Source organism: Verrucomicrobiia bacterium (assembly GCA_019634625.1).
Taxonomy (GTDB): Bacteria; Verrucomicrobiota; Verrucomicrobiia; order Limisphaerales; family CAIMTB01; genus CAIMTB01.
This window is the reverse complement of sequence record JAHCBA010000005.1, coordinates 73,814-98,584: the sequence shown is the minus strand read 5'-3', so window position 1 is coordinate 98,584 and position 24,771 is coordinate 73,814. Positions and strand designations below refer to the sequence as shown.

The following is a 24,771-nucleotide window of genomic DNA, read 5'->3' as shown; positions in this document are numbered from 1 at the left end:
CCCATGAGCAAGTACATCGATGGATTCGTCCTCCCGCTGCCCGACGACAAAGTGGAGGTCTACCGAGAAACGGCATCCAAGGCGGCCGCGATCTGGAAAGAGCACGGTGCCCTCGAATACGTCGAGGCGATTGGTGACGACATGGAGGCCCAGGACATGGTCCCGTTTCCGAGGATGGCCGGTGCCGGGCCGAACGAGAAGGTCGTGATGGCCTATATCGTGTACCGCTCTCGTGAGCATCGCGACGAGGTCAACGCCAAGATCATGGCCGATCCGCGGATCAAGGCGATGTGCGACCCGGAGCATCCGATCTTCGACTACAAGCGGATGGCTTTCGGCGGGTTCAAGTGCTTCGTCGAGGCCTAGCCGGTGGACGGTTCGGGGAGGATTCCCGCATCGCACAAGTCCTCCGACTTATTGCCCGGGGGTCCCTCGGCGGATGCGCCTGTGGAGAGCGCGAACGATCGCAGCATTCCATGGGGCGCGGTCGGGGACTTCTCCTCCGGCGATCGGAGCCGTTGCCACGGGGCCTGAAGAGGCTTGGCTTGAAGGAATCGGACGGTGTAGAGCCGTGGGCATGGATTCCGCGAGATCCAGGTCCATGAGCCCGGGTCATTTCACGGCCGGTCAGGTCGCCGGTTGTCCTGCGGTGGCGTCCGGGATGACCGCGAACATCGAGAGGGTTGGGGAGGGTTCCCGATGCCGGCACCATGTACGAGGTCGGGTCTGATGATGCGACTTCGGCTGGGTGTCGGGATGCTGCTGACATCGGGCGGGACGCTTGCCTCGACCGAATCGGTCGGACTCATGGAATCCCCTCCGTTTCGAGTCAGTCAGATGGCGGTCGAACTCAGCGGTGCGCCCATGGTGACCTTGACGCCACACCGCATCACTTCCGTCGTCTATGGGAATCGAGTCACCAATGTCGTGTTCGATAATGAATCTCCGGTCCAGGAAGGCACCGCGGCTGGGATCGGAGTCGCGTTCTGGGGGGATCCACGGGCAGGCAGCCCGCCGGCGCGGCCGCAGCCCAGATACGTCATCGATCGTTGGAACGTGGAAGGCGGACTGCCCGCTCACAGGATCCTTTCCCTTCTTCAGACCCGCGATGGTTTCCTCTGGATGGGCAAAGTCCGCGCCCTGGTGCGCTTCGACGGCGTCCGCTTCACCACGTTCGACGCGGGGAACACTCCCGAGCTGCGGGACCATCGATCCATCGGACGCTGCCTGTACGAGGACCCGGAGGGCCGGCTGTGGATTGGCACGGGAAACGGGGTCCTCTGCCGCGCAGGAGGTCAGTTCGTCCGGTTTCCCGGAGACATGGAATTGCAGGGCGAAGCGATCAACGCCATTGCCGGGCGCGCTGCGGGCGGATTCTGGATCGGCGCGGATCGCGGCCTGGGTCTTTGGGAGGGCGACGGCGTTCAATGGATGGAGATCCCCGGGGTCAGCCGGGTCCTGTCGCTCGCCGAAGCGGCCGACGGCAGAGTGTGGCTCGGCACGCCCGGTTCGGTGACCTATTACGACACGGCGTCGCGCCAGGTTCTTCGGGCCTGGACCCATTCCGACTTGAGAACGAGAGCGGCGCCCATCGACGTTCTCGGGTTGCTCCTCGACCGCCGGCAGCGCCTGTGGATTGCCTCCACTCATGGCATCGCGCTGCTGAACTCACCGGATGCATCGCCCGTTCGCCTCGATATCCGGGAGGTACGTACCAGCATTGGCCTCGCGGAGGATGGTCAGGGCAACATCTGGGCCACCAACGGGTCCGACTATGTCGATCATCTTGGCAGCTTGTTTCGACTGGTGGAGGAACAAGGGAGGATTCTCCCCGTCCCCGTCGGCCCGATGATGGGAATCAAACTGTGCATCTGGGTGGATCGCGACGGTGCGGTCTGGGCGGGTGGCTGGGACGGTCTCGCCCGGGTGCGTGCCCTGCCTTTTGCGGTCCTGTCGTTCGATGGACCGTCAACCCGGGGCCATTTTTCCTTGGCGGAGGATCCGGCAGGAGCCCTCTGGCTCGGGGGTCTTTACTTCTTCGGACGCTGGTCGGGCCAGGAGTTAGCCATCCTCGACACGCAACGCCTCTTCAACGTGCGCACCCGGCTGCTCCAGTACCCGCTCGTGTTGGCCGGTTCGTCCGATGGCACTTGGGCGAGTCACAGTTCTGGCGGGCTCTTTCGGTTGCCGCTGCAATCCCCTGAATCGGAACCCGGGGACCCGTTTCCGCGCCGCTTTCAGGAACTGGGCGAGTTGCGGGCGCTGCACGCCAGCCGTTCGGGCGGGCTCTGGCTTGGCACTTCGAATCGTCTTTTTCTTGCCGCCGACGCGACCCGGGCCGTGCCGATGGGTGATTTCGAGTTCCCGGGGATCCATGCGTTCATCGAGGACCGCCGGACCAACCTCTGGATCGGAACCCAGGGCGGACTGTACCGGCTCGACCCCACCGGCCGCATCGAGGGCCTGACGGAACCGTTCGACCGGGGCGACACCGCCGTGATCGCCCTGCATGCCACGGAAGAAGGAGAACTCTGGCTGGGGACGCGGCAGGGTCTGCAACGGTTCGCGATGGGCGAGTTCGCACGGTTCGGTCCGGAGTCCGGCCTTCCTCAACTGGCCATTCACGGCATCCTCGAAGACGATTCCGGACGCCTGTGGATGAGTTGCGATGCGGGCGTGGTCCGGGTTGCGCTGGACGAACTGAGGCTTTGGTTGCGGGAACCCGCGCGTCAGCCTGCCGTCGCCATCTTCGGAACCGCGGATGGCGTCGCGACCCTCCGGGGCCGGGTCGGCGCTCAAACGTGTATCAAAGGCAGCGACGGTCGCCTGTGGTTCTCGAAGGATGGGTCCCTGGTGGTGGTGGATCCTTCCGAATGCCCCACCGCCCCACCGCCCCAGGTCCATATCGAAAGTGCGATCGCGGATGGGGAGATCCTGAACCTTGCTCCGTTCCACTCCGTCGCGGACCGGTTACCCCGCCCGGAGGCCGCGCGTGGGGCCGAAGCGGCGATCGATCTTCGTTCCGGGCAGGGACGCCACCTCGAGTTTCGCTTTACCGCCACCAGTCTGCATTCGCCCGAGCGCGTGCTCCTCCGCTACCGGCTGGATGGCCACGATCCCGATTGGATCGAGGCCGGCTCCGTCCGCCGTGCGAGCTATGCGAACCTCCGACCGGGCCGGTACCGCTTCCGGGTTCAGGCGCGGAATCACGAGGGCCGCTGGAGCGAGGACGACGCCGTGGTGGCGTTCCGCCTGACTCCCTTCTTATGGGAGAGCCGGCCCTTTTACCTCACTTGTGGGTTGGGCCTGTTCGGAGGCACCGCGGCTGCGGTGATCTGGCGGTTGCGCCGCCAGCGCCGCCGCCTCGATGCCGAGCGCCGGCATGCCCTGGAAACCGAGCGCGCGCGGATCGCCCGCGATTTGCACGATCATCTCGGTTCACGACTGACGGCGGCGGCCTTTACCGGCGGGACCGGCGTTGAGCATCACGTTCGCGAGTCCCTGGGCGAACTCGGTGACCTGATCTGGGCCGTCCATCCGGAACACGATACCCTCCCCAGCCTGGCCGGATTCATCATCGACCATGCCAGCCGGTTCCTCGGCGCCGCCGGACTGACCCTGAAGGCGGACATCCCGCCCGATCTGCCCGATGTCCCGGTGGCCGTCCATCTGCGTCGGGATGTCGCCGGCATGTTCAAGGAAGCCCTTCGCAATGTCGTCCAGCACGCCCACGCCACCCATGTCTCCATCCGGTTGCGAGTCCGGGAAGGTTTGCTCGAACTGTCCATCGAAGACAACGGATGCGGGTTCGATGGCGAGCCCGGCGTTCCCTCCTCCGGGCAGTCGTTCGTCCGGGGACGCGGCCTTCGGAACCTCCGAACCCGTTGTGCCGAACTCGGCGGTCACTGCGAAATCCGCTCCCGGCCGGGTTGCGGCGTCGAGGTCCGGCTTGTCGTGCCCATGAGCCTCCCCAATCCGAAGGCGTTCGGATCCCGATGAGTCGCCAGGTTCGAATCGCCCTGGTCGAAGACTCCGACCCGTTGCGGAGCCTGCTGCGGTCCACCCTCGATGCCCGGGACGGATGGTCGGTCGTCGCCGACTGCGGCAGCGCCGAGGACGCCCTCGAACGCATCCCCGATGCGAAACCGGACATCATCCTGTTGGACATCGTCCTCGGCGCCGACGATGACGGCATCAAACTCATTGCGCCGCTCAAACGGGCGTTGCCCGGAGCCCGGGTGGTCATGCTCACGGTCGTTGAAAACGACACCGCCATCTCGCGCGCCATCCATGCCGGAGCCTGCGGATACATCGTGAAGCGCGAAAAGGCTCATCTGATCGCCGGGTTGGAGGATGTCCTCGCGGACCGTGCACCGGCCATGAGCCCTTCCGTCGCCTGCCGGCTCTGGAACCTGGCGCAGCGGTACCTCCTGGCGGTTCCCCCCGGCGATCACGGCCTCACTCCCCGTGAATGGGACGTGCTCCGTCACGGTTCCCGAGGCAAACAACAGGGCGAGATCGCCCTGGAACTCGGCATCGAGATCAACACCGTCAAGAAGCACTGCAGCCACATCTACCGGAAACTGGGTGTGAACTCGATGCGCGAGGCGGTGCTCAAGGTTCAGGGTCTTCCACCCCTCCCCGACGAATAGCCGGATCCGCCCTCACCTTCCCGCGTGACCCCTCGCGAGGGGTCGGGAGGTCGTGCCGGCCACCCGGCATCACCCGCAAGGAGTATTCCCGGACGACCCGGCCCGCTGGCATGCTTCTCAAGCCCCTGAAGGCCCAACACACCGCCACTTCAAGAATGACCTCGCCAGAAAGCCACCCAGTCCGAAGTCGCCGACCCTCTTCCGCCTCCATGGACTGGCGATTGTCCCGCGTGGAGTCCCAGGCTCGATCTGCCGTCCTCGCGTCCGTGAAACGCCTCCCTGCCGGACTGATCCTGGCATTTTTTTGCGCTTCGGCCTCCGCCCAGCCCATTGCGGATTCCGTGTCCGGATTCTCGAACGTCCAGGGCGCCAACAACTGGCATTACGGCTACTACAATGTCACCGCCGACACGACACCCGGTTATGATCCCGAACACGACTTCACTCCATTCCCTGTCTTCGAACCGGGCAACCTCGGGAGCCCTGCCTGGAGGATCGGCTCGTTCTGGACCGAAGTCACCGCCACCAGCGCGCATCCCCATGCCGGGGACGCTCAGGAACATTGGGCGATCCGGCGGTGGATCAGCGGGACGACGGGCCTGGTGCGCATCTCTGGTCACCTCGCCAAACATTCCGCCGGCGGCAATGGCGTCCGGTTCACCGTGTACATCAACGGACGGAAGGTGTTCGAACGCCTGGTGAGCGGGGGCGACACGGCGGGTTCCGGCTACAGCTTTGGTGTTGGACTGAAGGAGGGCGACAGGGTCGATTTCGCAGTGGATGCCGCCGGGGACATCTTCTACGACACGCTGGTTCACTCCATCCAGATCGAGCCGGCGGAATGGGTGATGACTTCCGCAACCGCCATTGAAATCGGGACGCCCACCGTACCCGGAACCACCTACCAGCTTCTCCGCTCCCCCGATCTGGCCAACTGGAGCCCGGTCGCGGCCCCGTTCGTGGGCACCGGGGACACCCTCTATCACCTCTTCTCGACTCGGGAGTTCGGGACACCCGGCTACTTCAAGGCTGAGGTTGTTCCGGAATAGGTCATCGGAACTCTGGACCCTCCCGGAATCCGCACCCTTTTCGACCGGCCCTGACAACGTGCGGACGTTTTCCGCCGTGCTGCGCTCTGCTGCGACCCGACAACGACGCCCATTTCCACGATCACATGATAAAGCCCACCCCTGAAGTACCACCGACAGCGCAATCTTCCCACGGGCAATTACGCCCGGCGCGAACTCCCCTTGGCCCCGTCCTTGAGCCTCTGTCGCCGAATCGGCGTCTGCGCGCTTCCCTGACTGATTTCCAGCCGCGGATCTCAACGCCGACCGTTCTTCATGCCCGGGCTTCTGCCGTCAAGGCGCTGACTGTTTCGCTGTCAATGCTGATGGCCGGGTTGCTCACGGTGCGGGCTGACGGCCCCCTCACCCACGCCGGCAATCACAGCGACGCCATCTCTCCTGCCGGGGACGAGGACACATGGACCTTCACCGCCCAGGAGGGTGATCGCATTTACCTGCGCGCCAGCCAGACCAGCGGCGGCACGACTTTCGCCCCGCGCCTCCGCGTCTTCGATGCCGGACAAAACCTGGTCGGACGGGCGGCCGGAGCCAGTGATTCCTCGACGTCTTCCGCCCGCCTGGACCATGTCGCCACCTCCACCGGGACGTTCACGGTCATCGTGGATTCCGCACTGGCCAATGGCACCGGCAACTACCGCATGGATTTCGTGCGCCAACCCGGGGACGCCGCGGTCCCCTCCGGCGAAACCGGCGGCCCGCTGCCCAACGAATCCCGCTCCGAAGGCGCCATCGCCATCGGCGACCTGGACGTCTGGAGCTTCGAGGCGGCGACGGGCAACTCGGTGCTGCTCCGGCTGGCACAACTCTCCGGCGGCACGGGATTCGTTCCCCGGATGCGCGTGTTCGGCGCTGATGGAGGACTCCTGGCTGAGGCGGCTGGTGGTTCCAACTCGAGCACTTCCGAGGCGCGGCTGCTGTTTCAACCCACGGCGGAGGGCACGTTCATGCTCGCCATCGACTCCGCCACCGCCGAAGGCACGGGCAATTACCGGATTCACCGGCTGCAACTCCCAGGCGCCGTGACCACGCCATCGGGCGACACGGGAGGCCCGCTCACCAGCGGGGGGAACCACGATGGGGCGATCAGCCTCGGTGACATGGATGCGTGGACGTTCGAAGCGGCGGCCGGCGAGCGCGTATTTTTGCGCGCGGCGCAAACTTCGGGTGATGCCACCTTCGCCCCACGCCTCCAGGTCTATGATGCCCGGGGTCTCCTCGTGGGCCACGCGGCGGGCGCAAGCAACTCGAATGCGTCTGAAGCGCGGCTGGATTTTGTGCCGGACGAGGAAGGAAGCTTCACGGTCGTGCTCGATTCCAGCCTGGTCGAGGGCACCGGCAACTACCGGCTGTTCTATCTGAAATCGCCCGGCTCGTTCATCACCCCGCCCTTGGACGATGGCATGCCGCTCGTCACCGGCAATCAGGACGGCAGCACCACGCTCGGCGACCTGGACGTTTGGACCTTCACCGCCAATGCCGGGGACCGGGTGACGCTCGGCCTGACTCAGTTGACGGGCGCCGCGACCTACGCACCCCGCGCGAGGGTGTACGATGGCAACGGCACGCTGGTCGGATACAGCGTGGACACCGTCCCGGGCAGTGCCTCGGCCAGCACGCTCAAACTCATCCTGCCGACCACCGGCACGTTCAACGTGGTCCTGGACTCCCTGTTGATAGGAGGTTCAGGCAACTATCGGATCAACTATCTGCTCGAAGCCGGGCCGTTCTCGCCCGAGCCCGCGAACGGAACAACCCTGACAAACGGCGGGAATCACGAAGGGGCTATTGCGGTAGGGGAGGAGGACCCCTGGATCTTTGAAGTGTCTGCGGGCGAGCAGGTGTTCCTGCGCCTGGCCGGGCTCACCGGCGGTTCGGGCAACTCCGCCATACCCACGCTCCGATTGGGTGTCTATGGGCCCGAGGGTGAGTTGGTCGCGAGCACTTCGGCTCACAACGACGCCAGCATCAGCTTCGTGACCGGGGTGGCGGGCAGCTACACTGCCCTGGTCAGTTTCGGAACCGGCCTGACCGGCACCTATCGCCTGCACTACTTGAAGCTTCCCAGTGCCTTCACCATCCCCGGCGGGGACGAGGGCGGGCCGCTGGCCAACGGCGGCAACCACGAAGGTGCCGTTACGCTGGCCGATCTGGATCCCTGGACCTTTGAAGTGTCTGCGGGCGAGCAGGTGTTCCTGCGCCTGGCCGGGCTCACCGGGGGTTCGGGCAACTCCGCCATACCCACGCTCCGATTGGGTGTCTATGGGCCCGAGGGTGAGTTGGTCGCGAGCACTTCGGCTCACAACGACGCCAGCATCAGCTTCGTGACCGGGGTGGCGGGCAGTTACACTGCCCTGGTCAGTTTCGGAACCGGCCTGACCGGCACCTACCGCCTGCACTACTTGAAGCTTCCCAGTGCCTTCACCATCCCCGGCGGGGACGAGGGTGGGCCGCTGGCCAACGGCGGCAACCACGAAGGCGCCGTCACACTCGCCGATCTGGATCCCTGGACCTTTGAAGTGTCTGCGGGCGAGCAGGTGCTCCTGCGCCTGGCCGCGCTCACCGGTGGTTCGGGCAACTCCGCCATACCCACGCTCCGATTGGGTGTCTATGGGCCCGATGGCGAGTTGGTCGCGAGCACTTCGGCTCACAATGACGCCAGCATCAGCTTCGTGACCGGGGTGGCGGGCAGCTACACTGCCCTGGTCAGTTTCGGAACCGGCCTGATCGGCACCTACCGGCTCCACTACCTGAAGATCCCGGGCGCGTTCATCATCCCCGGCGGGGACGAGGGCGGGCCGTTGACCAACGGCGGCAACCATGAAGGCGCCGTCACACTCGCCGATCTGGATCCCTGGACGTTTGAAGCGGATCAAGGGAACAACATCACTCTGCAAGTCCAGGAAGTGACCACAACGAGCCTGACGCCGTTGCTCCTGCTCTATGGTCCCGATGGTCAGTTCATCGGCTCCCACACGCACGCCAGCCTGGCGCAGCTCAACTTCACCGCCCCGGACAGCGGCATTTTCCTGGTGGTGGTGGCCAACAACACCGCGGGTGGCACCGGCAACTATCAAATCTCCGCCACCGGCCTGCCCGAGCAGGGCAAGCAACTGCGCGTGGCTTGGCAGCGGGACGCGCTGCAGAACGAGACCGTGACCGTGAACTGGCCGTCCGCGCTGACAGGGCATGTGTTGCAGTGGAGCGAGGTCGTCGATGACCCGGATGGCTGGGAGGACATCGGCGCGGTGAACGACAACGGCCTCAACGTGCGGATCACGATCCCTGTCGAACCCGGGCAACGGTTCTTCCGGCTGCGCCCGCCGACGCCTTGAAGCCATGCCTGCCACCCACCTGGACTTCACCATGCCCGATGAAGATGCCCAACGACTCCCTCGGCAGCGCGGGAAAGGCAGACCGTTCGATCCCGCAGGCTGAAGACGAACCAGGATGACCTGTACAACCTCCAAGACCACTCAAGCACACCAACACCGTCCATGATATGAAACGACACTGCATCTCCACCCTGCTGACCCTTCTCGTGATCTCGGGCGCGGCGACAACGTCGAGGGTTGCCAAAGGCGAACCTCCGACCCTGATCGTGGCGCCATTCACCGGGGACCGGGTTCACATCCAGTACTGGCAGCCCGCGCTGGGCAGCGGGCTGGCCGACATGCTGGTCACGGAGGTCGGAAGAATCGGCAAGTTCACCGTGCTCGAAACGATCCATCTCGATGTGCTCAAGGACGAAATCCGCGAGGGCCAGGACGGCTGGATCGACGCGGCTGAGATGGTCGAGAAGGGCGGGTTTGCCGCCGCGGACTTCATGCTGACCGGCAAGGTCACGCGCTTCGGCGCCCAGGAATCCAATACCGGCGTCGGCGGCATCGCCCGGCGCGTGGGCCTGGGCAACGTGGGCATCCGGCAGAGTTCGGTCGATGTGCGGATCGACTGGCGGCTGGTGGATGCCTCGCACCGGCGGGTCATCAAGACCGGTTCGGCCACGGCGGAAAAGAGAGGCACGAGCTTCAATGTTTCCGGATTCGGCAGGGGCAGCGGGGGCGGCATCAGTCACGACAACCGTGAGTTCATGGACAGCGCTCTGGTCAAGGCCACGGTCGATGCGCTCGGGATGATTGTCGAGGAACTGCGGCCCGTGACACTGCCGGAGTCCGGTCGCGTGAAGCGGATCGCCGCCAGGGATCAGGCCGCGGGTGCCGCGGCGAGCGCTGAGTTCCAGGCCAGGCGCGCCACGGCGGGCAAGGTGCTTGCCGCACCGAGCCGGCAGGCGATCATCGTGTCGCTTGGCAAGGCGCAGGGCTTCAGGGACGGCGAGAAGCTGAATCTCTACGAGGCCATCGAGATCCGGGATGAGCATGACGTGGTTGTCTTTACGGAGGAGAAGCTGGTGGGGGAATTGACCATCCAATCGGCCCAGGAGGAGAGAAGCCGGGCGGTTTACGAGGGCGATCTCGAGGTCAAGGCCGGCTGGGTGGTCAAGGCGAAGTAGGCGTCCCGCAGCCGGAAAGCCGCGCGCGGCACGACCTTCGATCTGAATCCTGGTCCGACCATGAAGGCACCTGGATGGGAGCGTCACCGGATGGCCTTCGTTCGGAAGGCGGCGCTGGCGGTGTTGGGTTCGATCCTTGCCGGGAACGGGATGTCGATGGGGAGGCCGTCGCCGGGCGACGTGGACGAGGCATTCCGCCCCGTCATCGATCCGTTTGTCGTGACCGCGACGGTGCAGGCCGATCATGGAATACTGGTCGCCCTGCGTACAGGAGGCACTGGACGGAACCATTTGGTGCGCCTTCTCCCGAACGGTGATCCCGATCCCGGCTTCGAGGCGGACGTGCGCGGGGATGTGAGCAGCATCATCGTGCTGGGCGATGGCGGGATCGTCCTCGGCGGAGCATTCAGATCGATCGGGGGTGTTGAGCGGGTATTCGCCGCGCGACTTCATCCGGACGGCGCCCTCGATGCGGGCTTCGATCCGAGAGTGTCGGGGGAGGGTTCGTTCACAGGGGTGTACACCACGCTCCTCCTGCCGGACGGGCGGTTCATCCTGGGCGGGATCTTCGACACCGTCGGCGGGATCGAACGCGCTCATCTGGCGAGGATTGAGTCCGACGGTTCGGTCGATCCGGCCTTTGATCCGCGGGTGTCGGCGGATGGCGGATTCGCTTCTGTGAACGCCCTTGTCCGGCAATCTGATGGCCGCATTCTGGTGGGAGGCGGCTTCACGGGGATCGACGGTGTGGCGCGCACCAACCTCGCGCGGCTTCATCCCGACGGGTCGCTTGATCCTGACTTCAATCCCGGCGTGTCCGGCGGCGAATTCGGTGGCGTGTACGCCATCCGCGAGCAGCCGGATGGAATGATCCTGGTCGGGGGCATTTTTCACTCCGTCGCGGGGACCGCACGGACTCACATGGCCCGTCTTCACCCTGATGGCTCGCTGGATATGGGTTTCGATCCACAGATCTCGGGCGCCGGAACCGTCGGCGTGTTCACCATGGGATTGCAGACGGATGCTAGACTCGTCATCGGCGGATTCTTTAAAGCCGTTGGGGGGATCGCTCGCAACGCCATGGCAAGGCTTCTTCCCGACGGGACCATCGATGCCGCCTTCGCTGCCAGCGCCTACGCCGAGGTCGCTGCTCCTGTCGTCTCGGGCGTCCTCATCCAGGGAGACGGGAGCGTGGTGATCGGAGGCAGGTTTGCCGGGGTCAATGGGCAGCCGCGGGCCAATCTTGCGCTGCTCAAGAACGATGCCGCCACGCAAAACCTCGCCGTCACGGCGGCCGACAGGATCGAATGGCTGCGCGGCGGCGCCTCACCGGAGGCGGAAGGTGTCGCGTTCGATCTCTCGACGGACGGGGGCATGATCTGGAGCGCGCTGGGAGCGGGAGTGCGCATTCCGGGAGGCTGGCAACTCACCGATCTCGCGCTTCCAGTCACCGGGTCCGTGAGGGCCCGTGCGCGGGTAACGGATGGGGCCGTCACCTCGGGGCTCGTGGAGACCCTCGCCGACTATGCCCTCATGTCCCCGCCACCTGAGTTCACCGCCGTGACGCTCTCGGGCGACGGTTCGTTGCGCATGGAGTTCACGGCCCCGGCGGGTGAGACCTTCACGGTCCTGGCCACGGATCTCTTGGGTTTGCCGAGGAGTCAGTGGATGCCGATGGGTCCTGCCAGGGAATTGGTCCCGGGCGAATACGAGTTCGTTGGTTCGGCAACCCCAGGCCTTCCGTTCCGATTCTATGTGGTTCGATCCGAACCGCGACTCCGGCTTCGAACCCCCGCCTCCCGCCTCCACCTTCCAGCGAAGCCCGCGACAGGGAACTGAGCCTGAAACGAACTGCCGCATGAAGAAATTGCCTGCCCTCGCATGGATCGTTCCGGCCCTTGCCGCACCTGCTCAGACGTGGACAGAGATAACCACGAACGTCCCCGGGCCGCTGACGATAGCCAGCACCTCATCAAGCCGCACTCAACCTGTTGCCAGTGACGGCACACACCTCTACTTCCTGGGCGCTGCGGGCGTCTATCGGACCGAGGATGGGCGGACGTTTGACACCATCAACGCGGTTCAGGGAACCGGCTCATACAACTTGACGAACCTCTCCTTGAACTTTGTGAAATTCGAGAACGGGTTCGTCTGGGTCGGCGGGGATCTGCTTCAACCGCAGACACCGGTGGGCGCAACAGCGCTCCATCGGCTTCGGCCCGGGGAAGCGACATGGGAGAAGGCCGTTGAATCAGGTATAGCACTCGATTCAGTTCCGATTCTGCGGGACATCGCTTATGACGCCGCGTCTGAGCGTTACTACGTCCCTTCGGTATGGAACGGCGTGTACACGTCTGCAAACGGGATGGACTGGCACCAAGTCACGAATGGATTGCCCGCAGGCACTCAGCCGAAGTCCGTCATAGCCGGGGCAGGGCAAGCACTCGTGAGTGTGCGAATCCCAAATGCTCTGCCTCATGAGATATACAAGACGACGGACCATGGAGCCAGTTGGAGAAAGACAACCGCACCGGTTGGCATTTACCACGGTCAGTTTGTTCGCCACGGCAGCCGGGTTTTCATTCCGATCGATGAGGATCCGCTCAGGGCAAGGTCGCCCGAGGGCATCTACTTCACAGACGACTTCGGTGACTCGTGGACAGAGGCGAGAGCCGGATTGGGGACGGGCGCAAATTTTCAATGGAATCTCACCTCGGACGGATCCACTCTTTTTCTCGGCCACCTTGCGGGAACCAGCATCGAAGGGCCAAAGTTCTCTGTCACTGACGGGATAACGTGGGACAATCTTCCGACCGCGACCGCCTCGTTGCCTGCCAGTCTTGTCCAATCCTGGACCCGGCATGTCTTCCGTCACGGTCCGCACCTGTTTGCGCTTGCCGCGGACAGCTTGGTCCGGCTGCTTCGCATTCCTGTTGCCGATGTCAACTTCACGCCGACTCCGCGCATCGTCGTCACGGAGCACCCTCGATCGGCCGCACTCCTGACGGGCCAAACCCTCGCTTTGAGCGTCAGTGTCTTCGCTGTGAGTGTAGATCCGATCTACCAATGGCAGAAGCAGCCGGCCGGGAGGTTGGGCTACACGAATATTCCCAATGCGACCGCCGCAATGTTCATCGTGGCCAATGCGACAACCAATGATTCCGGCAACTATCGTTGCCTTGTCTCGGACGGCGGAATCTTCGGGCAGCAAACTTCGGCTGCTGGCATCGTGCAGGTGGTCGAGCGCCGCGACGGAGCACACGATCCCACGATGAAACCGGCGAGCATGGGCAGTGGCACCCTCACCCGCCTGTTCGTCCGAAGGGACGGGAGTGTCGTGGCGACCGGTACAAGTGGTGTCATCCAACGCATCGGTCCCGACGGAGGGGTAGTTGACCAAAGATCCGCATGGAGTGCCTTCGGCCTGGACGAGGAAACCACCAGCCACTCCTTTCAGAATGGCATCATCGACTCCCAAGGCCGGCTTGTATGCAGTAGCAATGTTCGACAAGGACAAGGCGGGCGAGGTCCTGGAGGCCGAGTCCCTGTCTTCAAGTACATCATCCAACGGGTATTCGCCGACCAGGCCGGCCTTCCGGATGATCCGTCGTTCAGTCCCATCGAGTTGATTGGGGGCCCGGCGAATTCGATCTCGGAAAGGCCGGGTGTCGGCTACGTCCTCGTCGGAGGGTTCACCAACGTGGTCACCGGCGGGATCACGAACGCCGCGATGCAGGCGACGTTGGTGGACTATCACGGGAGAGTCATCCCGGCTTTCGACGTGCAAAATGGGCCGGGGGCGGAAGCGCTGGCAGAGTTGTTGTCAGTGTCAGGCCGTGAAAACCTCTTCAAAAGGTGGAATTTTGACACAAACTCCCTGGCCAGTGTCGGGCATGATCCGGCTGGATCGATCTGGGTGTTCGGCGGCTTCCAATCCTGGAATGGATTGGATGCCTCGCAACTGATGAAACTCGACTCCAGCGGAAACAAGGCTGCGAACTTCAGCCCTTTCCATACCACCACCGGTTCGAACCTGATCGCTGCCGCGAAGCTCCTTGGGAACGGCCGCGTTCTCGTGTGTCAGGGGGTGGAAGGCGAGCATCTGTTACGTTTGATGAGATCCGATGGCACGTTTGATCCGGTCTTCAACGTCGCCAATGCAACCGTGAGTCCGCAGTTTATCGACGCGGTCGAGCAAGCTGACGGAAAGATCGTGATGATCTTCGGGCGCGAGAACAGCTCTGACACGGCTTCCAACGTGCTCGGCAATGCGGTCAGCAAATACGCGCGGATCAATCCCGATGGAACATTCGATGCCGGATTCGACACCAGCCAGAACCTTGGGATTCCCAGCTGTGTCGCCTACGATCCACGGGGCTATATTTATCTCGGGATGGGACCAGCAGTGATTCGCGTCTTTGCCGCGCCTGCCGAAGTCATCAGCTTGTCGGCGGAGTTCCTCGACGCCGGTCAACTCCGCCTCCGCGTTTCCGGCCCGGCGGGGAGAGCCTTCACCGTTGAAGAGTCCTCGGACCTGGTCGAATGGACGATGTGGACAAATGTTGTAAGCGAGGCGGCGACGACAGACCTGTTGAGATCGATTTCGCCTGAAACCCGGCTGTTCTTCCGAACTCATACCCGTTGAGAGCGGGCCGGCAAACATGTGGCTCACCGAGTCAGCCAGGATCGGGAAGATCACCGTGCTGGAAGCGACCGCCGTCAACGTGCTTAACAACGGCATCCGCCAAGGGCATGACGCGGTTGTATTCGGTGACGACGTTCTGTGACACTGCAAAGACACCATACCATTAAAGCCATGAAGATCGGATTGGATCACGTAGTACGCCTAATCCTGCCCCTCGCGGTCTCGCTGACACTACAGGCGCAGACACCTCTGGCATGCACATCGAAGTCGAGCCTCGTCGTCGGTGGCTTCACCAGCCAGCGAGCCGGAAGCTATTCCTTTATCGAGGGAGCCTACTACTCCCAGGCCAGGGCCGCGGTCGCGGCCCGGTTTCCGAACGTCACATTCGAAGGTTTCACAACGATGGATGCCTCAAGCCTCGTTGTTGTGGACATACTTATCATCGGTTCGGCAGCCGACCGGCAAGGTGCGATCGAGCCGCTCTCCGAGGATGAGCAGGGGGCGGTGATGGAGTTCGTTCGCCACGGCGGGTCGGCAGTCGTCTTCGCCGATAACTCAACATTCGATCCCAGCGCGCCTGCCGCGAACGAGGCCGTTCTCGCCCCGTTTGGAGTCCAAGTCGACGGCACGGTAGGTGGCTTCGCCACCGCTACTGTGACGATGCCGTCGTCGCACCCGGTCACCCGTGGCCCATTTGGCAGTGTCGCTGCGTTTGGTCAGGTATTTCCCGGGGGTCTGACCGATCTAGGCCCGTACGCTGTGTCGCTTGCCACAAATCAGATCGGCGTTGCGCTGGCGGTAATCGAGGCAGGAATGTTGGGTCCCGGGGCGGGTCGGGTGGTCATCTACTCGGACCACGATGCGTTCGCGGACACGACGGTCCCGGGTGCGTTCTCACAGAATGAAGCGTTGTTCCTGAATACATTCGATTACTGCCGCAAGCCATTATGCGGCCCGATTGCCACCATTCGTTGCTCGCAGGTTGAGATTTGCTGGAATGCCACGGTTGGGGCGTCGTACCAGGTGCAGTATCGATCAGATTTGACACCTCCTGGATGGATGGATCTGGGAGCGGCGATAAGCGCTATCGGCGAGGTTCAGTGTGTTACCGACGATGTGCCGTTCGGCCAGCCCCAGAGGTCCTATCGAGTCGTCGTGTTGCCATGATGCAGGGTGGGTAGGAGACGCCTCCAGAAAGGGGTCAGGAGCTTCGTCATTCATTCGTTACGCATCTGTTCCAAGACGCGCCTCGCTCACTCCTCGTCTTGCCCGAAACTCTGCGGCGCCATCGCTTTCCTCCCAACTGCATGGCTACGGCTAAGAGCCTGTCTGAAAACTGGAAGGGGCCCTGGTGTCGCGGAAAAGGCCGGATGGCGAGGCGCGAGGAGGGAGCCTACCCGCCAGCGGTCTGTGACCGAGGAGCAACGAAGCCAGCCGGCCTCTTCCGCGACAACCCTTCGGGCGACGGTCCTTTCGGCCAGGGCCTGCGTTGGCTCGACCGTTACAGCCCGCTGCGGGGATGCGCCGGCCTCGCCGTCCCGCGGCTGCGGGACCAAAACCCTCGTCGCAGGGCCCCTTCCAGTTTTCAGAGAGGCTCTTAGGGCGAAGGGTCACCTTCCGGGCGTTGCGTCGCACTCGTGTTCCTTCGTTCTCGGTGCCTGCCGGAGCGGCGCGATGCGGTTCGGCGGGGTTGGCCCCCGAACGGATGCTGCGCGAGACGTTCGAGGGCCGGGCCGCAGGGCTGGCGGAGGGGAGGCGCGGTGGGAGGCGCGACGGGTGGCACGATGTTAGGTGGGGGGTGGTGCGCGGGGTGGCGATTCCGATTCACGGGGGCGCCGGGTTTGGCGCATCCTCCATGCATGCCAATCACACGTCGCGCCTTTTTCGGATCCACGGCCCTGGCTTCGGCGGCCGGGCTGGTTGGGGGTCTTCCAACATCGGGGGCGGCGGTTGCGCCGGGAGCGCCGGTGCCGGCGGGGCGTCGGCCCCGGGTCAAACTGGCGATCTCGACCTATTCGTACTGGCATTTCCGGACGGCGAAGGTTCCGGTCGAGACGGTGATCGAGAAGTCCGCGCTGATCGGGGTGGAAGGGGTGGATATCCTGCACCGGCAGATGGACATGGGGGAACGCGAGCCGCTGACCCCGGGGCATCGCGCCTATCTGCAGCGGCTCAAGCGGCATGCGTTCCGGAACGGCATCGACCTGATCGCGTTGTCCATTCATCAGGACTTTGTGGATCCGCGTCCGGAGTACCTGGCGGGGCAGATCGAGCACACGCGGAAGTGCATCGAGATCGCCTACGAGCTGGGCATTCCCTGCATCCGGTTGAACTCGGGCCGCTGGAACACCATCGCGAATTTCAACGATCTGATGAAGGCGCGCGGCATCGAGCCGATCCTCGACGGGTACACCGAGGACGACGGGTTCAAGTGGTGCATCGACTCGATCGAGAAGTGCCTGCCCAAGGCGGAGGAATGCGGGGTCCTGCTGGCCCTCGAGAATCACTGGGGTCTGACCAACACGCCGGAGGGGCTGCTGCGGATCGTCAAGGCCATCGATTCCCCGTGGCTGGGAGTATTGATGGATACCGGGAACTTCCTCGAGGATCCCTACGACAAGCTGGCCGCCATCGCGCCCAGGACGGTGTTCGTGCAGGCGAAGACGTACGACGGGGGCGGCGAGTGGTACACGCTGGACCTCGATTACCCGCGGATCGCCCGCATCCTGGCCGAGGTGGGCTACACCGGGTATGTCTCGCTGGAGATGGAGGGGAAGGAGGATCCCGATATCGCGGTGCCCAACAGCATCGCCATGCTGCGGCGGGCGTTCGGGTCCTGAACGGGCGGACTGCCGGTTCGTCGGCCGGGTCAGCCGGGTTGGGTCAGAACTGGAGCACGCTGCGGACCGGGCGCCCGCCGAGACGGGCGCGACCCTCGAGGAAGCCGAGTTCCAGCAGGAACACCACCTCGACCAGGCGTCCGCCGAGGCGTTCGATGAGGGCCACGGTGGCCGCCGCGGTTCCGCCGGTGGCGAGGACGTCGTCCACGAGGAGGACGCGTTGTCCCGGGCGGATGGCATCGACGTGAAGGCAGAGGGTGTTGGTGCCGTATTCGAGCTGGTAGCTTTCCTCGATGGTGTCGAAGGGGAGCTTGCCCTTTTTGCGGACGGGGACGACTCCGGCATTGAGGCGGAGGGCCACGGCGGAAGCGAAGAGGAAGCCTCGGGCGTCGATGCCGGCGACCAGATCGATGTCCCCGGGCCGGTGGGATCCGACGAGGCGATCGATGCAGGCGGCCAGCAGGGCGGGGTTGGCGAGGAGCGGCGTGATGTCCTTGAATTGAATCCCCGGCTTGGGGAAATCGGGCACGTTGCGGATGGCGTCCTTGAGGGGGTCCGCGGGGATGGCGCTCATCGGAGGGTTCAGGCCGGAAGGTTCAGGCGTTGAGGGCGCCGCTGAAGCGGCGGTAGTGCTTTTCGGCGGTGGGGTGGCGGATGCCGAGGTAGCGGAAGATGGCCTTGCCGGCGTCGGCGGCGAGGCCTTCGGCGTAGGTGGGGGCGCGTTCGAGGACGTCGGTGAAGGCGGGCAGGGCGGTTTCCCAGTCACGCTGGCGGACGGCCTGGAGGGCTTGTTCGAGGCGGGGTCGGGCGTCGTGATCGGGCAGGCCCTGGTCGAGGCGAAGCGTGCCTTCGATCAGCAACCGGAGGGCCTGGGCATGACTGGCTTCATCGGCTTCGACGGGGATTTCGGCGAGGAGCGCCAGGGCGCGCTGCGGGTCGGTGGCCAGGAGGATTTCGGCGAGGAGGAGCTTGGCGGCGGCGCGAGCGGGATCGGCGGCGAGGGATTGTTCGATGAGGACGCGGGCGCCGGCGAGATCGCCGTCGTCGATGAGTTCGGCGGCCTTTTCGAGTTCGAGGGTGGCGGGGGAAGGGAGGTGCCGATCGAGCCAGCGCCGGATCCCGGCTTCGGGGAGGAAGCCGGAGAACTCGTCCACGACGGCGCCGTCCCGGAAGAGTTTGACCGTGGGGAGGCTGGCGATGCGGTAGGCTTCGGCGAGGCCGGGTTGGGCATCGGTATCGACCTTGACCAGGGCCCATCGACCGTCGGCCTCGGAGGCGAGGCGTTCGATGACGGGGCCGAGCATTTTGCAGGGGCCGCACCAGGGGGCCCAGAAGTCCACGACGACGGGGATGGAACGGCTGCGGTGGAGGACGTCGCGGTCGAAATCGAGAGGGGCTTCGTTCATGCGGTGGCGAGGGCAGCGGGGGCGGCGGCGGAGGGGACGGCGGGGACGGATTCGAGTTGATCGGCGAAGTGATGATCCCAGGAGGGATCGAGGCCGAGGTCTTTGAGCATGCGGAGATCGTCTTCGACCGGGCGGTTGAGGGTGGTGAGGTAGTTGCCGACCATGAGGGCGCTGGCGCCGGCGGTGAAGATCATGCTTTGGAGGTCGCGGAGCCCCTGGGTGCGGCCGCCGGCGACCATGATTTCCTGGCGGGGCAGGAGGAAGCGGAAGCAGGCGATGGTCTTGAGGGCCTCCATGGGCTCGATGGGGGTGAGCTTCTCGAAGGGGGTGCCGGGGATGGGATTGAGGATGTTGATGGGGACCACGTTGGCGCCGATTTCGCGGAGTTCGAGGGCGAGATCGCAGCGGTCCTCGCGGGATTCGCCCATGCCGATGATGCCGCCGGAGCAGATGCGGATGCCGGCCGTCTTGAGAAAGCGGATGGTCTGGAGGCGGTCGTCGTAGGTGTGGGTGGTGCAGTGTTCGGGGAAGAAGCGGCGGGAGCTTTCGAGGTTGTGCCCGTAGCATTCGACGCCGGCGTCGCGGAGCCGGTCGGCGACGGCCTGTTTGCCGATCATGCCCAGGGAGACATCGACGCGGACCTTGCCGGACGCCTTGAGTTCGCGGACGCGGTCGCAGACCTCGTCGAGCATGGGGCCCTCGTTGAGGCCCTTCCAGGCGGCGACGAGGCCGAGGGCGGTGACCTGGTTGCGTCCGGCTTCGGCGGCGGCCTCGAGGGTGGGTTCGGGTTCGACGAAGCCGTACCGGGGCGAGTCGGTCTGGTAGAAGGCGGACTGGGCGCAGAACTTGCAGTTTTCGGAGCAGCCGCCGGCCTTGGCGTTCACGATGGAGCAGAGGTGGATCTTGTTCCCCTTGAAGTGCTCCCGGATGCGGTTGGCCCAGGCGAGGAGATCGAAGATGTCGGCGGCGCCTTCCAGATGGAACAGGAAGAGGGCGTCTTCGCGGCTGAGGCGCCCGCCTTCCAGAACCTGCTGTCCGAGGGCTGCGATCCGTGTTCCTGGCGTGGCGTCAACGAGCTTCCCCATAGCGGTTGACAGCCTAGGCGGAGGGGGCGCTGGAGGGAAGCGAAAGGTGGGGAGCGAGGGCGGCGTCGAGTTGGCGGAGCCCGGCGAGGGCGCCCTCGGGGAGGCTGAAATGGCCCGGGGGGACTTCGGGTTCGCGCGGGTTGATGCGGAGGAGGACGGCGCGGGGCGAGCGGGCGAGGTCTTCGGAGAAGTGGCGGACGGTCGGCACGGCGGAGCCGGCGCCGAGTTCGATGATCACCAGACGGGCGCGTTCCGTGCGCAGGGCTTCGAGCCAGCCTTCGAGCGCCCCCCATTGCGTGTCGGTGCGGTCCGGGATCCAGGAACCGTCGCCGAACATGAGGACATTGGGCCGGGCGACGGCTCCGCAGCGGGGGCAGCGCGGCAGGGGATCGGCGGCGCGGAAGGTTTCCTCGTCCACGGCGACCGTCAGGTTGTCCGCCGGGAGGATGTCGTCCGTGCAGGGTTGGGAGCACTGGGCGTGGTGGAGCGATCCGTGGCACTCGACGAGGCGGGCGGGGTCGAAGCCGGCCTGCTGAAACTGGCCGTCCACGTTGGAGGTAAAGACGAAGGCACCGTGGGGCAGGCGGTCGGACCAGCGACGCAGGAGGGCGAAGCCGTCGTGGGGGACGGTGGTGCGGTAGAGGTTCAGGCGGTGTCCGTAGAAGGCCCAGGCGAGGTGGGGATCACGGTGGAACCAGGCTGGATTTGCCATCTGCTCGAAGCGGAGTCCCAGGCGGGCGACGGCAGGGTAGGCGCGCCAGAAACCCTCCGTGCCGCGGAAATCGGGCAGACCGGAGTCCACCCCCATGCCGGCACCGGCGGCGATGACGAGGGCCTCGGCATCGAGCAGGGCCTGGAGGAGAGTGGGGTTCACGGGGCGCCGGGTTTGACCTGGGGAGAATGGGACGGCGCCGCCGGGGTTATTCGGCGGGGACATCGCGCAGGTGGACGACGCGCCCCTGGCTCATGCGGCGGATGGCGAGCCGGAAGTCGCCCCCTGCGCGAACGGCTGTCTCGAGGATGGCGACGTCCGACAACGGCAGGTCGTCGAGGTGGGTGATGATCTCGTAGGGCCGGAGGCCGGCGACGGCGGCCTTTCCGCCGGGTTCGATCTTCGACACGACGACGGCGGGTTCATCGGCGCCGAGATTGAGGTAGCGACGGACCTCGAAGGTGGTGTCCCTGGCGGTCAATCCGAGGGCGGAGGATTTGAAGCTGGGCGCCGAGTCGAAGTGCGGGGGGCCGACTTCGACCTGGAGTTCGCGCCGGACGGATTCGCTGTCGGCAAGAAACTCGGCGGCGTAGCGGGTGCCGCGACCGAGTTGGGCCAGGAGACGGTTGAACGGGGTTTCGGCGGCAGGCCAGGGGGCCGGAAGGCGGTCCAGGTACTCGGCCGGCACCTCGTCGAGGCGGTCCCAGGGGAACTCGAAGCCGTCGCCGCCCCCATCGCGATCCAGCCGGACCTCGACGGGGACGTTGCGGCCGGCGGGATGCAGGCGCAGGAGGATCCAGCCGGTCCCGACACCGGCGGCATGGGCCGGCGAATCGGGGTGAACGGCGGTGACGATGCCGCCGAACTGGCCGTTGCGGGTGAGGTGGGAGACGCCGAGGGCGCGGGCCAGATCGGGGGTCATGCTCTCCATCTCGATCCCGGCCCAGACCATGCGGCGGGCGTCGGCTTCGGTGAGCGGGGCATTGGCCGGGTCCGAGGCGGTGTCCAGATCGGCGAGGGCCTCCCGCAGGTAGGACAGCGGGGTGAGGCGCCGGGACTCGTCGCGGGAGAACCGGTCGGTGGCGGAGGGGCGGGCTCGCGACGCCAGCGGCAGGGCCAGAACGCGGCCGGCGTGGTCGAGCAGGAATCCCTCGGGCAGGCCGGGGCGCAGTTCCGGGTAGAGCCGGTGTCGGGGACCGCGAACGGTCTGCTCGACCCGGACCGGCTGGAGGTGGGCGGTCCGGGTTTCGCCGCGCAGGTCCACCCGGGCCAGCCAGAGCGGTTTCGAGGGCCATTCGGCGACGGGGAGGTCGGAGGGCTCCAAGGGGCCCGGCAGCGGGCGGGCCAGGTCGGCGACGAAGGCGCCCGTATCCCGGAGGGACGCGACGAACGTGGCCTCGATGGGGTCGCCTTCGGGGGGATGAACCAGGATTCGTTCCAGCCGCGCCGTGGTGGCCGGGGGAAGTCCGGCCAGGACAACGAGGCGGCGATCCTCGACGAGGACGGCGAGTTCGCGGCGTTCGGTCGCGTCGTCGTCGGTATTCAGACCGTAGCGCATGGAGAGACGGGGATCGATGGCGGTCGGCGAGGCCCGGAACCGCAGTTCAACCTGGAGGGCGGCTGCGTCGATCCGGCGGCGCAGGGTCGTTTCCTGGGCGGCCAGGGCGGCGGCATCGTGCCAATCCCAGACCTGGCCGGGGTGGCCCTTCCAGGAATCGTCGAGGGGAAGACGGCCGTCGAGCGTTGCGCCCGCGGCGACGCCGGTGGGGGAGAGGAGGATTCCCGGGGCGGCCAGATCAAGGAACGGTGGCACGCCTTCACGGAAGGACACCGCCGTCGGCAGGGCGTGGATCGCGACCGTCCAGCCGGCATCGTACTTGAAGGAGGCCAGGGCGTGCGGTGCGGCGGCGCGGGGGTCGAAGGGCACCGGTCGGCTGGACCGTAACGGACGGTCCAGGTGCAGGAGCATGGCCGGCTGGCCCACGGCCCGGGCGGCGCTCCGGGCGGCGACGTCATCGTCGCCGGATCGAACGACGATGGAACGGATGAAGCGTGGGTGGATCTGCGCCTCGGGCATGAGGACCGTGGTGTCCCCGATCAGGATCCCGGGGAACTCGAGGCGTCGATCCTCCTCGATCACGGTGGCGGCGAGTTCGACGTGGAAACGTCCGCAGCGGGGGCAGCGTTCGACCAGGCCGGCACCCTCGGGCGGGTCTCCCGAATCGGGGTGCAGTTCGAGTTCGATACGGACCAGGGAGGGGAGCAGATGCTGGGCGAGGGCGGACTGCGCCTCGGGCGGCAAGGGGGCGGCCACCGTGGCGGGCGTTGCGGCGACGAGACCCAGGGCCGAGGCGAGGAACAGGGATTTCATGGGCATCATTCCTTGAGATAATCGCGGGAGAAATCGAGAACCACCTGACGGGAGAGGCCGGCGCGGCGGATGCCGAGGACGGCGCGGGGCTGGCGGTCGATGCGTTCGAGGGCGCGGCGGTGCAGTTCGGCCACCTCGGCCAGGGTGCGGACGGGTTCCCCGTCGATGAGCGCGAGGATGTCATTGGGTCGGAGCCCGGCGAGGGCCGCGTTGCCGGGCTGGCGGACACCGAACACGTACACCCCCTCGGATTGGTGCAGGTGGAGATTGGGGGTGTCGAAGCGGTTGATCGCCTTGACCGTGAAATCCCAGCGCGGGCAGTCGAGGACGTCCCCTTCGATGGCGCCCTTTCGCGCAGGCTGGAAGGAGAGGGTGAGGGGGGTCTGGCCGCGGATCACGTCGGCCCGGGCCGGGGCATCGGGGGGCAACTGGTCGAGCCGCCGGCGCAGATCCGGGAGGTCCTCGTCGGTTCGGGCGGTCACGGGATTCCCGTTCAGGGAGACAATCCGGTCGCCCGGCAGGAACCCGGCGCGCCGGGCCGGACTGTCGGCGGCTGTCTCGGCGACCATCACCCCTTCGTCGGCATCGAAGTACATGTCGCGGTCGAAGTCGCGCAGGGGTTGGAGTTGAAGCCCGCTCCAGCTCCAGCCCGGATCCCCACGGCGACGCAGAAGCTCGGCGATTTCCCGGGCGACATTGCTGGGCACGGCGAACCCGAGGTCGCCGCCGGCCATGGCACCGCGGGTGTTGATGCCGATGACCTCGCCGGCGGTGTTGAGGAGCGGGCCTCCGGAGTTCCCCGGACTGATCGCGGCGTCGGTCTGCACCCAGCAGTGGTATTCGCTGGCCCCGGGCAGGAAGCGTCGGGCGCAGGAGACGATGCCGATCGACACCGACCGCGCCAGGCCCCAGGGGGCGCCCATGGCCATCACGAAGTCGCCCTCGGTCAGGGCATCCGAGTCGCCCAGCACCGCGAACGGGAGGGGTCCGGCGTCCGCGGGCAGGCGCAGGCGGAGCAGCGCGACGTCCGTGGCCTTGTCCGAACCCACGATATCGGCGGGGAAGGCCCGGCCGTCCTGGAGCAGGCAGCGGACTCGCAGTGCCTTCTCGACCACGTGCCAGTTCGAGAGGATCTCGCCCTTGGGCGAAATGAGGAATCCGCTGCCCGACACCTCCCGGGACCGGCGGGCCCCGCCCTCGAAGTCCTCACGAAGGCACTTGAGGAAGACCACCGCGGGAAAGACGCGTTCCTTGGCCTGATTGACCTCGGCGCGGAAGTCGAGGGCGACCGAGAGCGCCGGGCCGGAGGAGGAGGCGCGGGCAGGGGTTGGCAGGAAAGCGGCCGCGATGACGAAAGCCAGGGCGAGCGTGGCCATCCGGCGGGGCGCGGGGTGCGGGGGAGAGAGCGGCCCGGACGCGGTGCGGGACGTTCGGAGCGGGGGCGGCGGGATCATGAAAGCCTGAC

Annotated in this window: 16 protein-coding genes; 10 read left to right on the top strand and 6 right to left on the bottom strand. The window is 65.8% G+C overall.

Annotated elements, in window-relative coordinates; all coding sequences use genetic code 11:
• Nucleotides 1-3 precede the first annotated feature (3 nt).
• The 10 genes from KF833_04585 (at nt 4) to KF833_04540 (ending at nt 17,732) form a co-directional block, all read left to right on the top strand.
• Complete coding sequence (locus KF833_04585) at nt 4-366, top strand: DUF1428 domain-containing protein (protein ID MBX3744564.1); 363 nt, start codon at nt 4-6, stop codon at nt 364-366.
• Between the two features lie 363 nt (nt 367-729).
• A complete protein-coding gene (locus KF833_04580) occupies nt 730-3,999 on the top strand; it encodes a hypothetical protein (GenBank protein MBX3744563.1) in 3,270 nt (1,089 codons plus the stop codon).
• The gene (locus KF833_04575; GenBank protein ID MBX3744562.1) at nt 3,996-4,652 is read left to right on the top strand and encodes a response regulator transcription factor; all 657 of its coding nucleotides are present in this window, start codon (nt 3,996-3,998) and stop codon (nt 4,650-4,652) included. Before KF833_04580 ends, KF833_04575 begins: the two co-directional genes overlap by 4 nt.
• A gap of 266 nt (nt 4,653-4,918) precedes the next feature.
• Nucleotides 4,919-5,701: a hypothetical protein gene (locus KF833_04570; protein ID MBX3744561.1), complete on the top strand. Its 783-nt coding sequence runs from the start codon at nt 4,919-4,921 to the stop codon at nt 5,699-5,701.
• A gap of 338 nt (nt 5,702-6,039) precedes the next feature.
• Nucleotides 6,040-9,072 (top strand): hypothetical protein, encoded by a 3,033-nt coding sequence (locus KF833_04565; protein ID MBX3744560.1) that lies wholly within the window; start codon nt 6,040-6,042, stop codon nt 9,070-9,072.
• Between the two features lie 167 nt (nt 9,073-9,239).
• A complete protein-coding gene (locus KF833_04560; protein ID MBX3744559.1) occupies nt 9,240-10,247 on the top strand; it encodes a hypothetical protein in 1,008 nt (335 codons plus the stop codon).
• Between the two features lie 60 nt (nt 10,248-10,307).
• Nucleotides 10,308-12,086 (top strand): delta-60 repeat domain-containing protein, encoded by a 1,779-nt coding sequence (locus tag KF833_04555; protein ID MBX3744558.1) that lies wholly within the window; start codon nt 10,308-10,310, stop codon nt 12,084-12,086.
• A gap of 19 nt (nt 12,087-12,105) precedes the next feature.
• Nucleotides 12,106-14,892, top strand: a complete 2,787-nt coding sequence (locus tag KF833_04550; protein ID MBX3744557.1) for a hypothetical protein — start codon at nt 12,106-12,108, stop codon at nt 14,890-14,892.
• A 171-nt stretch (nt 14,893-15,063) separates the two neighbouring features.
• Nucleotides 15,064-16,059, top strand: a complete 996-nt coding sequence (locus KF833_04545) for a hypothetical protein (GenBank protein MBX3744556.1) — start codon at nt 15,064-15,066, stop codon at nt 16,057-16,059.
• Between the two features lie 692 nt (nt 16,060-16,751).
• The gene (locus KF833_04540; GenBank protein MBX3744555.1) at nt 16,752-17,732 is read left to right on the top strand and encodes a TIM barrel protein; all 981 of its coding nucleotides are present in this window, start codon (nt 16,752-16,754) and stop codon (nt 17,730-17,732) included.
• A 43-nt stretch (nt 17,733-17,775) separates the two neighbouring features.
• On the opposite strand, the gene KF833_04535 is transcribed toward KF833_04540, so the two are convergent.
• The 6 genes from KF833_04535 to KF833_04510 are packed head-to-tail and all read right to left on the bottom strand — an operon-like array spanning nt 17,776 to nt 24,682.
• Nucleotides 17,776-18,306: an adenine phosphoribosyltransferase gene (locus KF833_04535; protein MBX3744554.1), complete on the bottom strand. Its 531-nt coding sequence runs from the start codon at nt 18,304-18,306 to the stop codon at nt 17,776-17,778.
• A 22-nt stretch (nt 18,307-18,328) separates the two neighbouring features.
• Nucleotides 18,329-19,138 (bottom strand): thioredoxin, encoded by an 810-nt coding sequence (trxA, locus tag KF833_04530; protein MBX3744553.1) that lies wholly within the window; start codon nt 19,136-19,138, stop codon nt 18,329-18,331.
• Nucleotides 19,135-20,223 carry a biotin synthase BioB gene (gene bioB / locus KF833_04525; protein ID MBX3744552.1) on the bottom strand — a complete coding sequence of 363 codons (1,089 nt, stop codon included), beginning with the start codon at nt 20,221-20,223 and terminating at the stop codon, nt 19,135-19,137. Before bioB ends, trxA begins: the two co-directional genes overlap by 4 nt.
• 13 nt (nt 20,224-20,236) lie before the next feature.
• Nucleotides 20,237-21,160: an NAD-dependent deacetylase gene (locus KF833_04520; protein MBX3744551.1), complete on the bottom strand. Its 924-nt coding sequence runs from the start codon at nt 21,158-21,160 to the stop codon at nt 20,237-20,239.
• Complete coding sequence (locus KF833_04515) at nt 21,144-23,306, bottom strand: hypothetical protein (GenBank protein ID MBX3744550.1); 2,163 nt, start codon at nt 23,304-23,306, stop codon at nt 21,144-21,146. The genes KF833_04520 and KF833_04515 overlap by 17 nt, the downstream gene beginning before the upstream one ends.
• A 5-nt stretch (nt 23,307-23,311) precedes the next feature.
• Nucleotides 23,312-24,682 carry a trypsin-like peptidase domain-containing protein gene (locus tag KF833_04510; GenBank protein ID MBX3744549.1) on the bottom strand — a complete coding sequence of 457 codons (1,371 nt, stop codon included), beginning with the start codon at nt 24,680-24,682 and terminating at the stop codon, nt 23,312-23,314.
• Nucleotides 24,683-24,771 lie beyond the last annotated feature (89 nt).

Coding starts and splice junctions, on each gene's coding strand:
- KF833_04585 (MBX3744564.1), top strand. CDS start 4: ATGAGCAAGTACATCGATGGATTCGTCCTCCCGCTGCCCGACGACAAA.
- KF833_04580 (MBX3744563.1), top strand. CDS start 730: ATGATGCGACTTCGGCTGGGTGTCGGGATGCTGCTGACATCGGGCGGG.
- KF833_04575 (MBX3744562.1), top strand. CDS start 3,996: ATGAGTCGCCAGGTTCGAATCGCCCTGGTCGAAGACTCCGACCCGTTG.
- KF833_04565 (MBX3744560.1), top strand. CDS start 6,040: ATGCTGATGGCCGGGTTGCTCACGGTGCGGGCTGACGGCCCCCTCACC.
- KF833_04560 (MBX3744559.1), top strand. CDS start 9,240: ATGAAACGACACTGCATCTCCACCCTGCTGACCCTTCTCGTGATCTCG.
- KF833_04555 (MBX3744558.1), top strand. CDS start 10,308: ATGAAGGCACCTGGATGGGAGCGTCACCGGATGGCCTTCGTTCGGAAG.
- KF833_04550 (MBX3744557.1), top strand. CDS start 12,106: ATGAAGAAATTGCCTGCCCTCGCATGGATCGTTCCGGCCCTTGCCGCA.
- KF833_04545 (MBX3744556.1), top strand. CDS start 15,064: ATGAAGATCGGATTGGATCACGTAGTACGCCTAATCCTGCCCCTCGCG.
- KF833_04540 (MBX3744555.1), top strand. CDS start 16,752: ATGCCAATCACACGTCGCGCCTTTTTCGGATCCACGGCCCTGGCTTCG.
- KF833_04535 (MBX3744554.1), bottom strand. CDS start 18,306: ATGAGCGCCATCCCCGCGGACCCCCTCAAGGACGCCATCCGCAACGTG.
- trxA (MBX3744553.1), bottom strand. CDS start 19,138: ATGAACGAAGCCCCTCTCGATTTCGACCGCGACGTCCTCCACCGCAGC.
- bioB (MBX3744552.1), bottom strand. CDS start 20,223: ATGGGGAAGCTCGTTGACGCCACGCCAGGAACACGGATCGCAGCCCTC.
- KF833_04520 (MBX3744551.1), bottom strand. CDS start 21,160: ATGTCCCCGCCGAATAACCCCGGCGGCGCCGTCCCATTCTCCCCAGGT.
- KF833_04515 (MBX3744550.1), bottom strand. CDS start 23,306: ATGAAATCCCTGTTCCTCGCCTCGGCCCTGGGTCTCGTCGCCGCAACG.
- KF833_04510 (MBX3744549.1), bottom strand. CDS start 24,682: ATGGCCACGCTCGCCCTGGCTTTCGTCATCGCGGCCGCTTTCCTGCCA.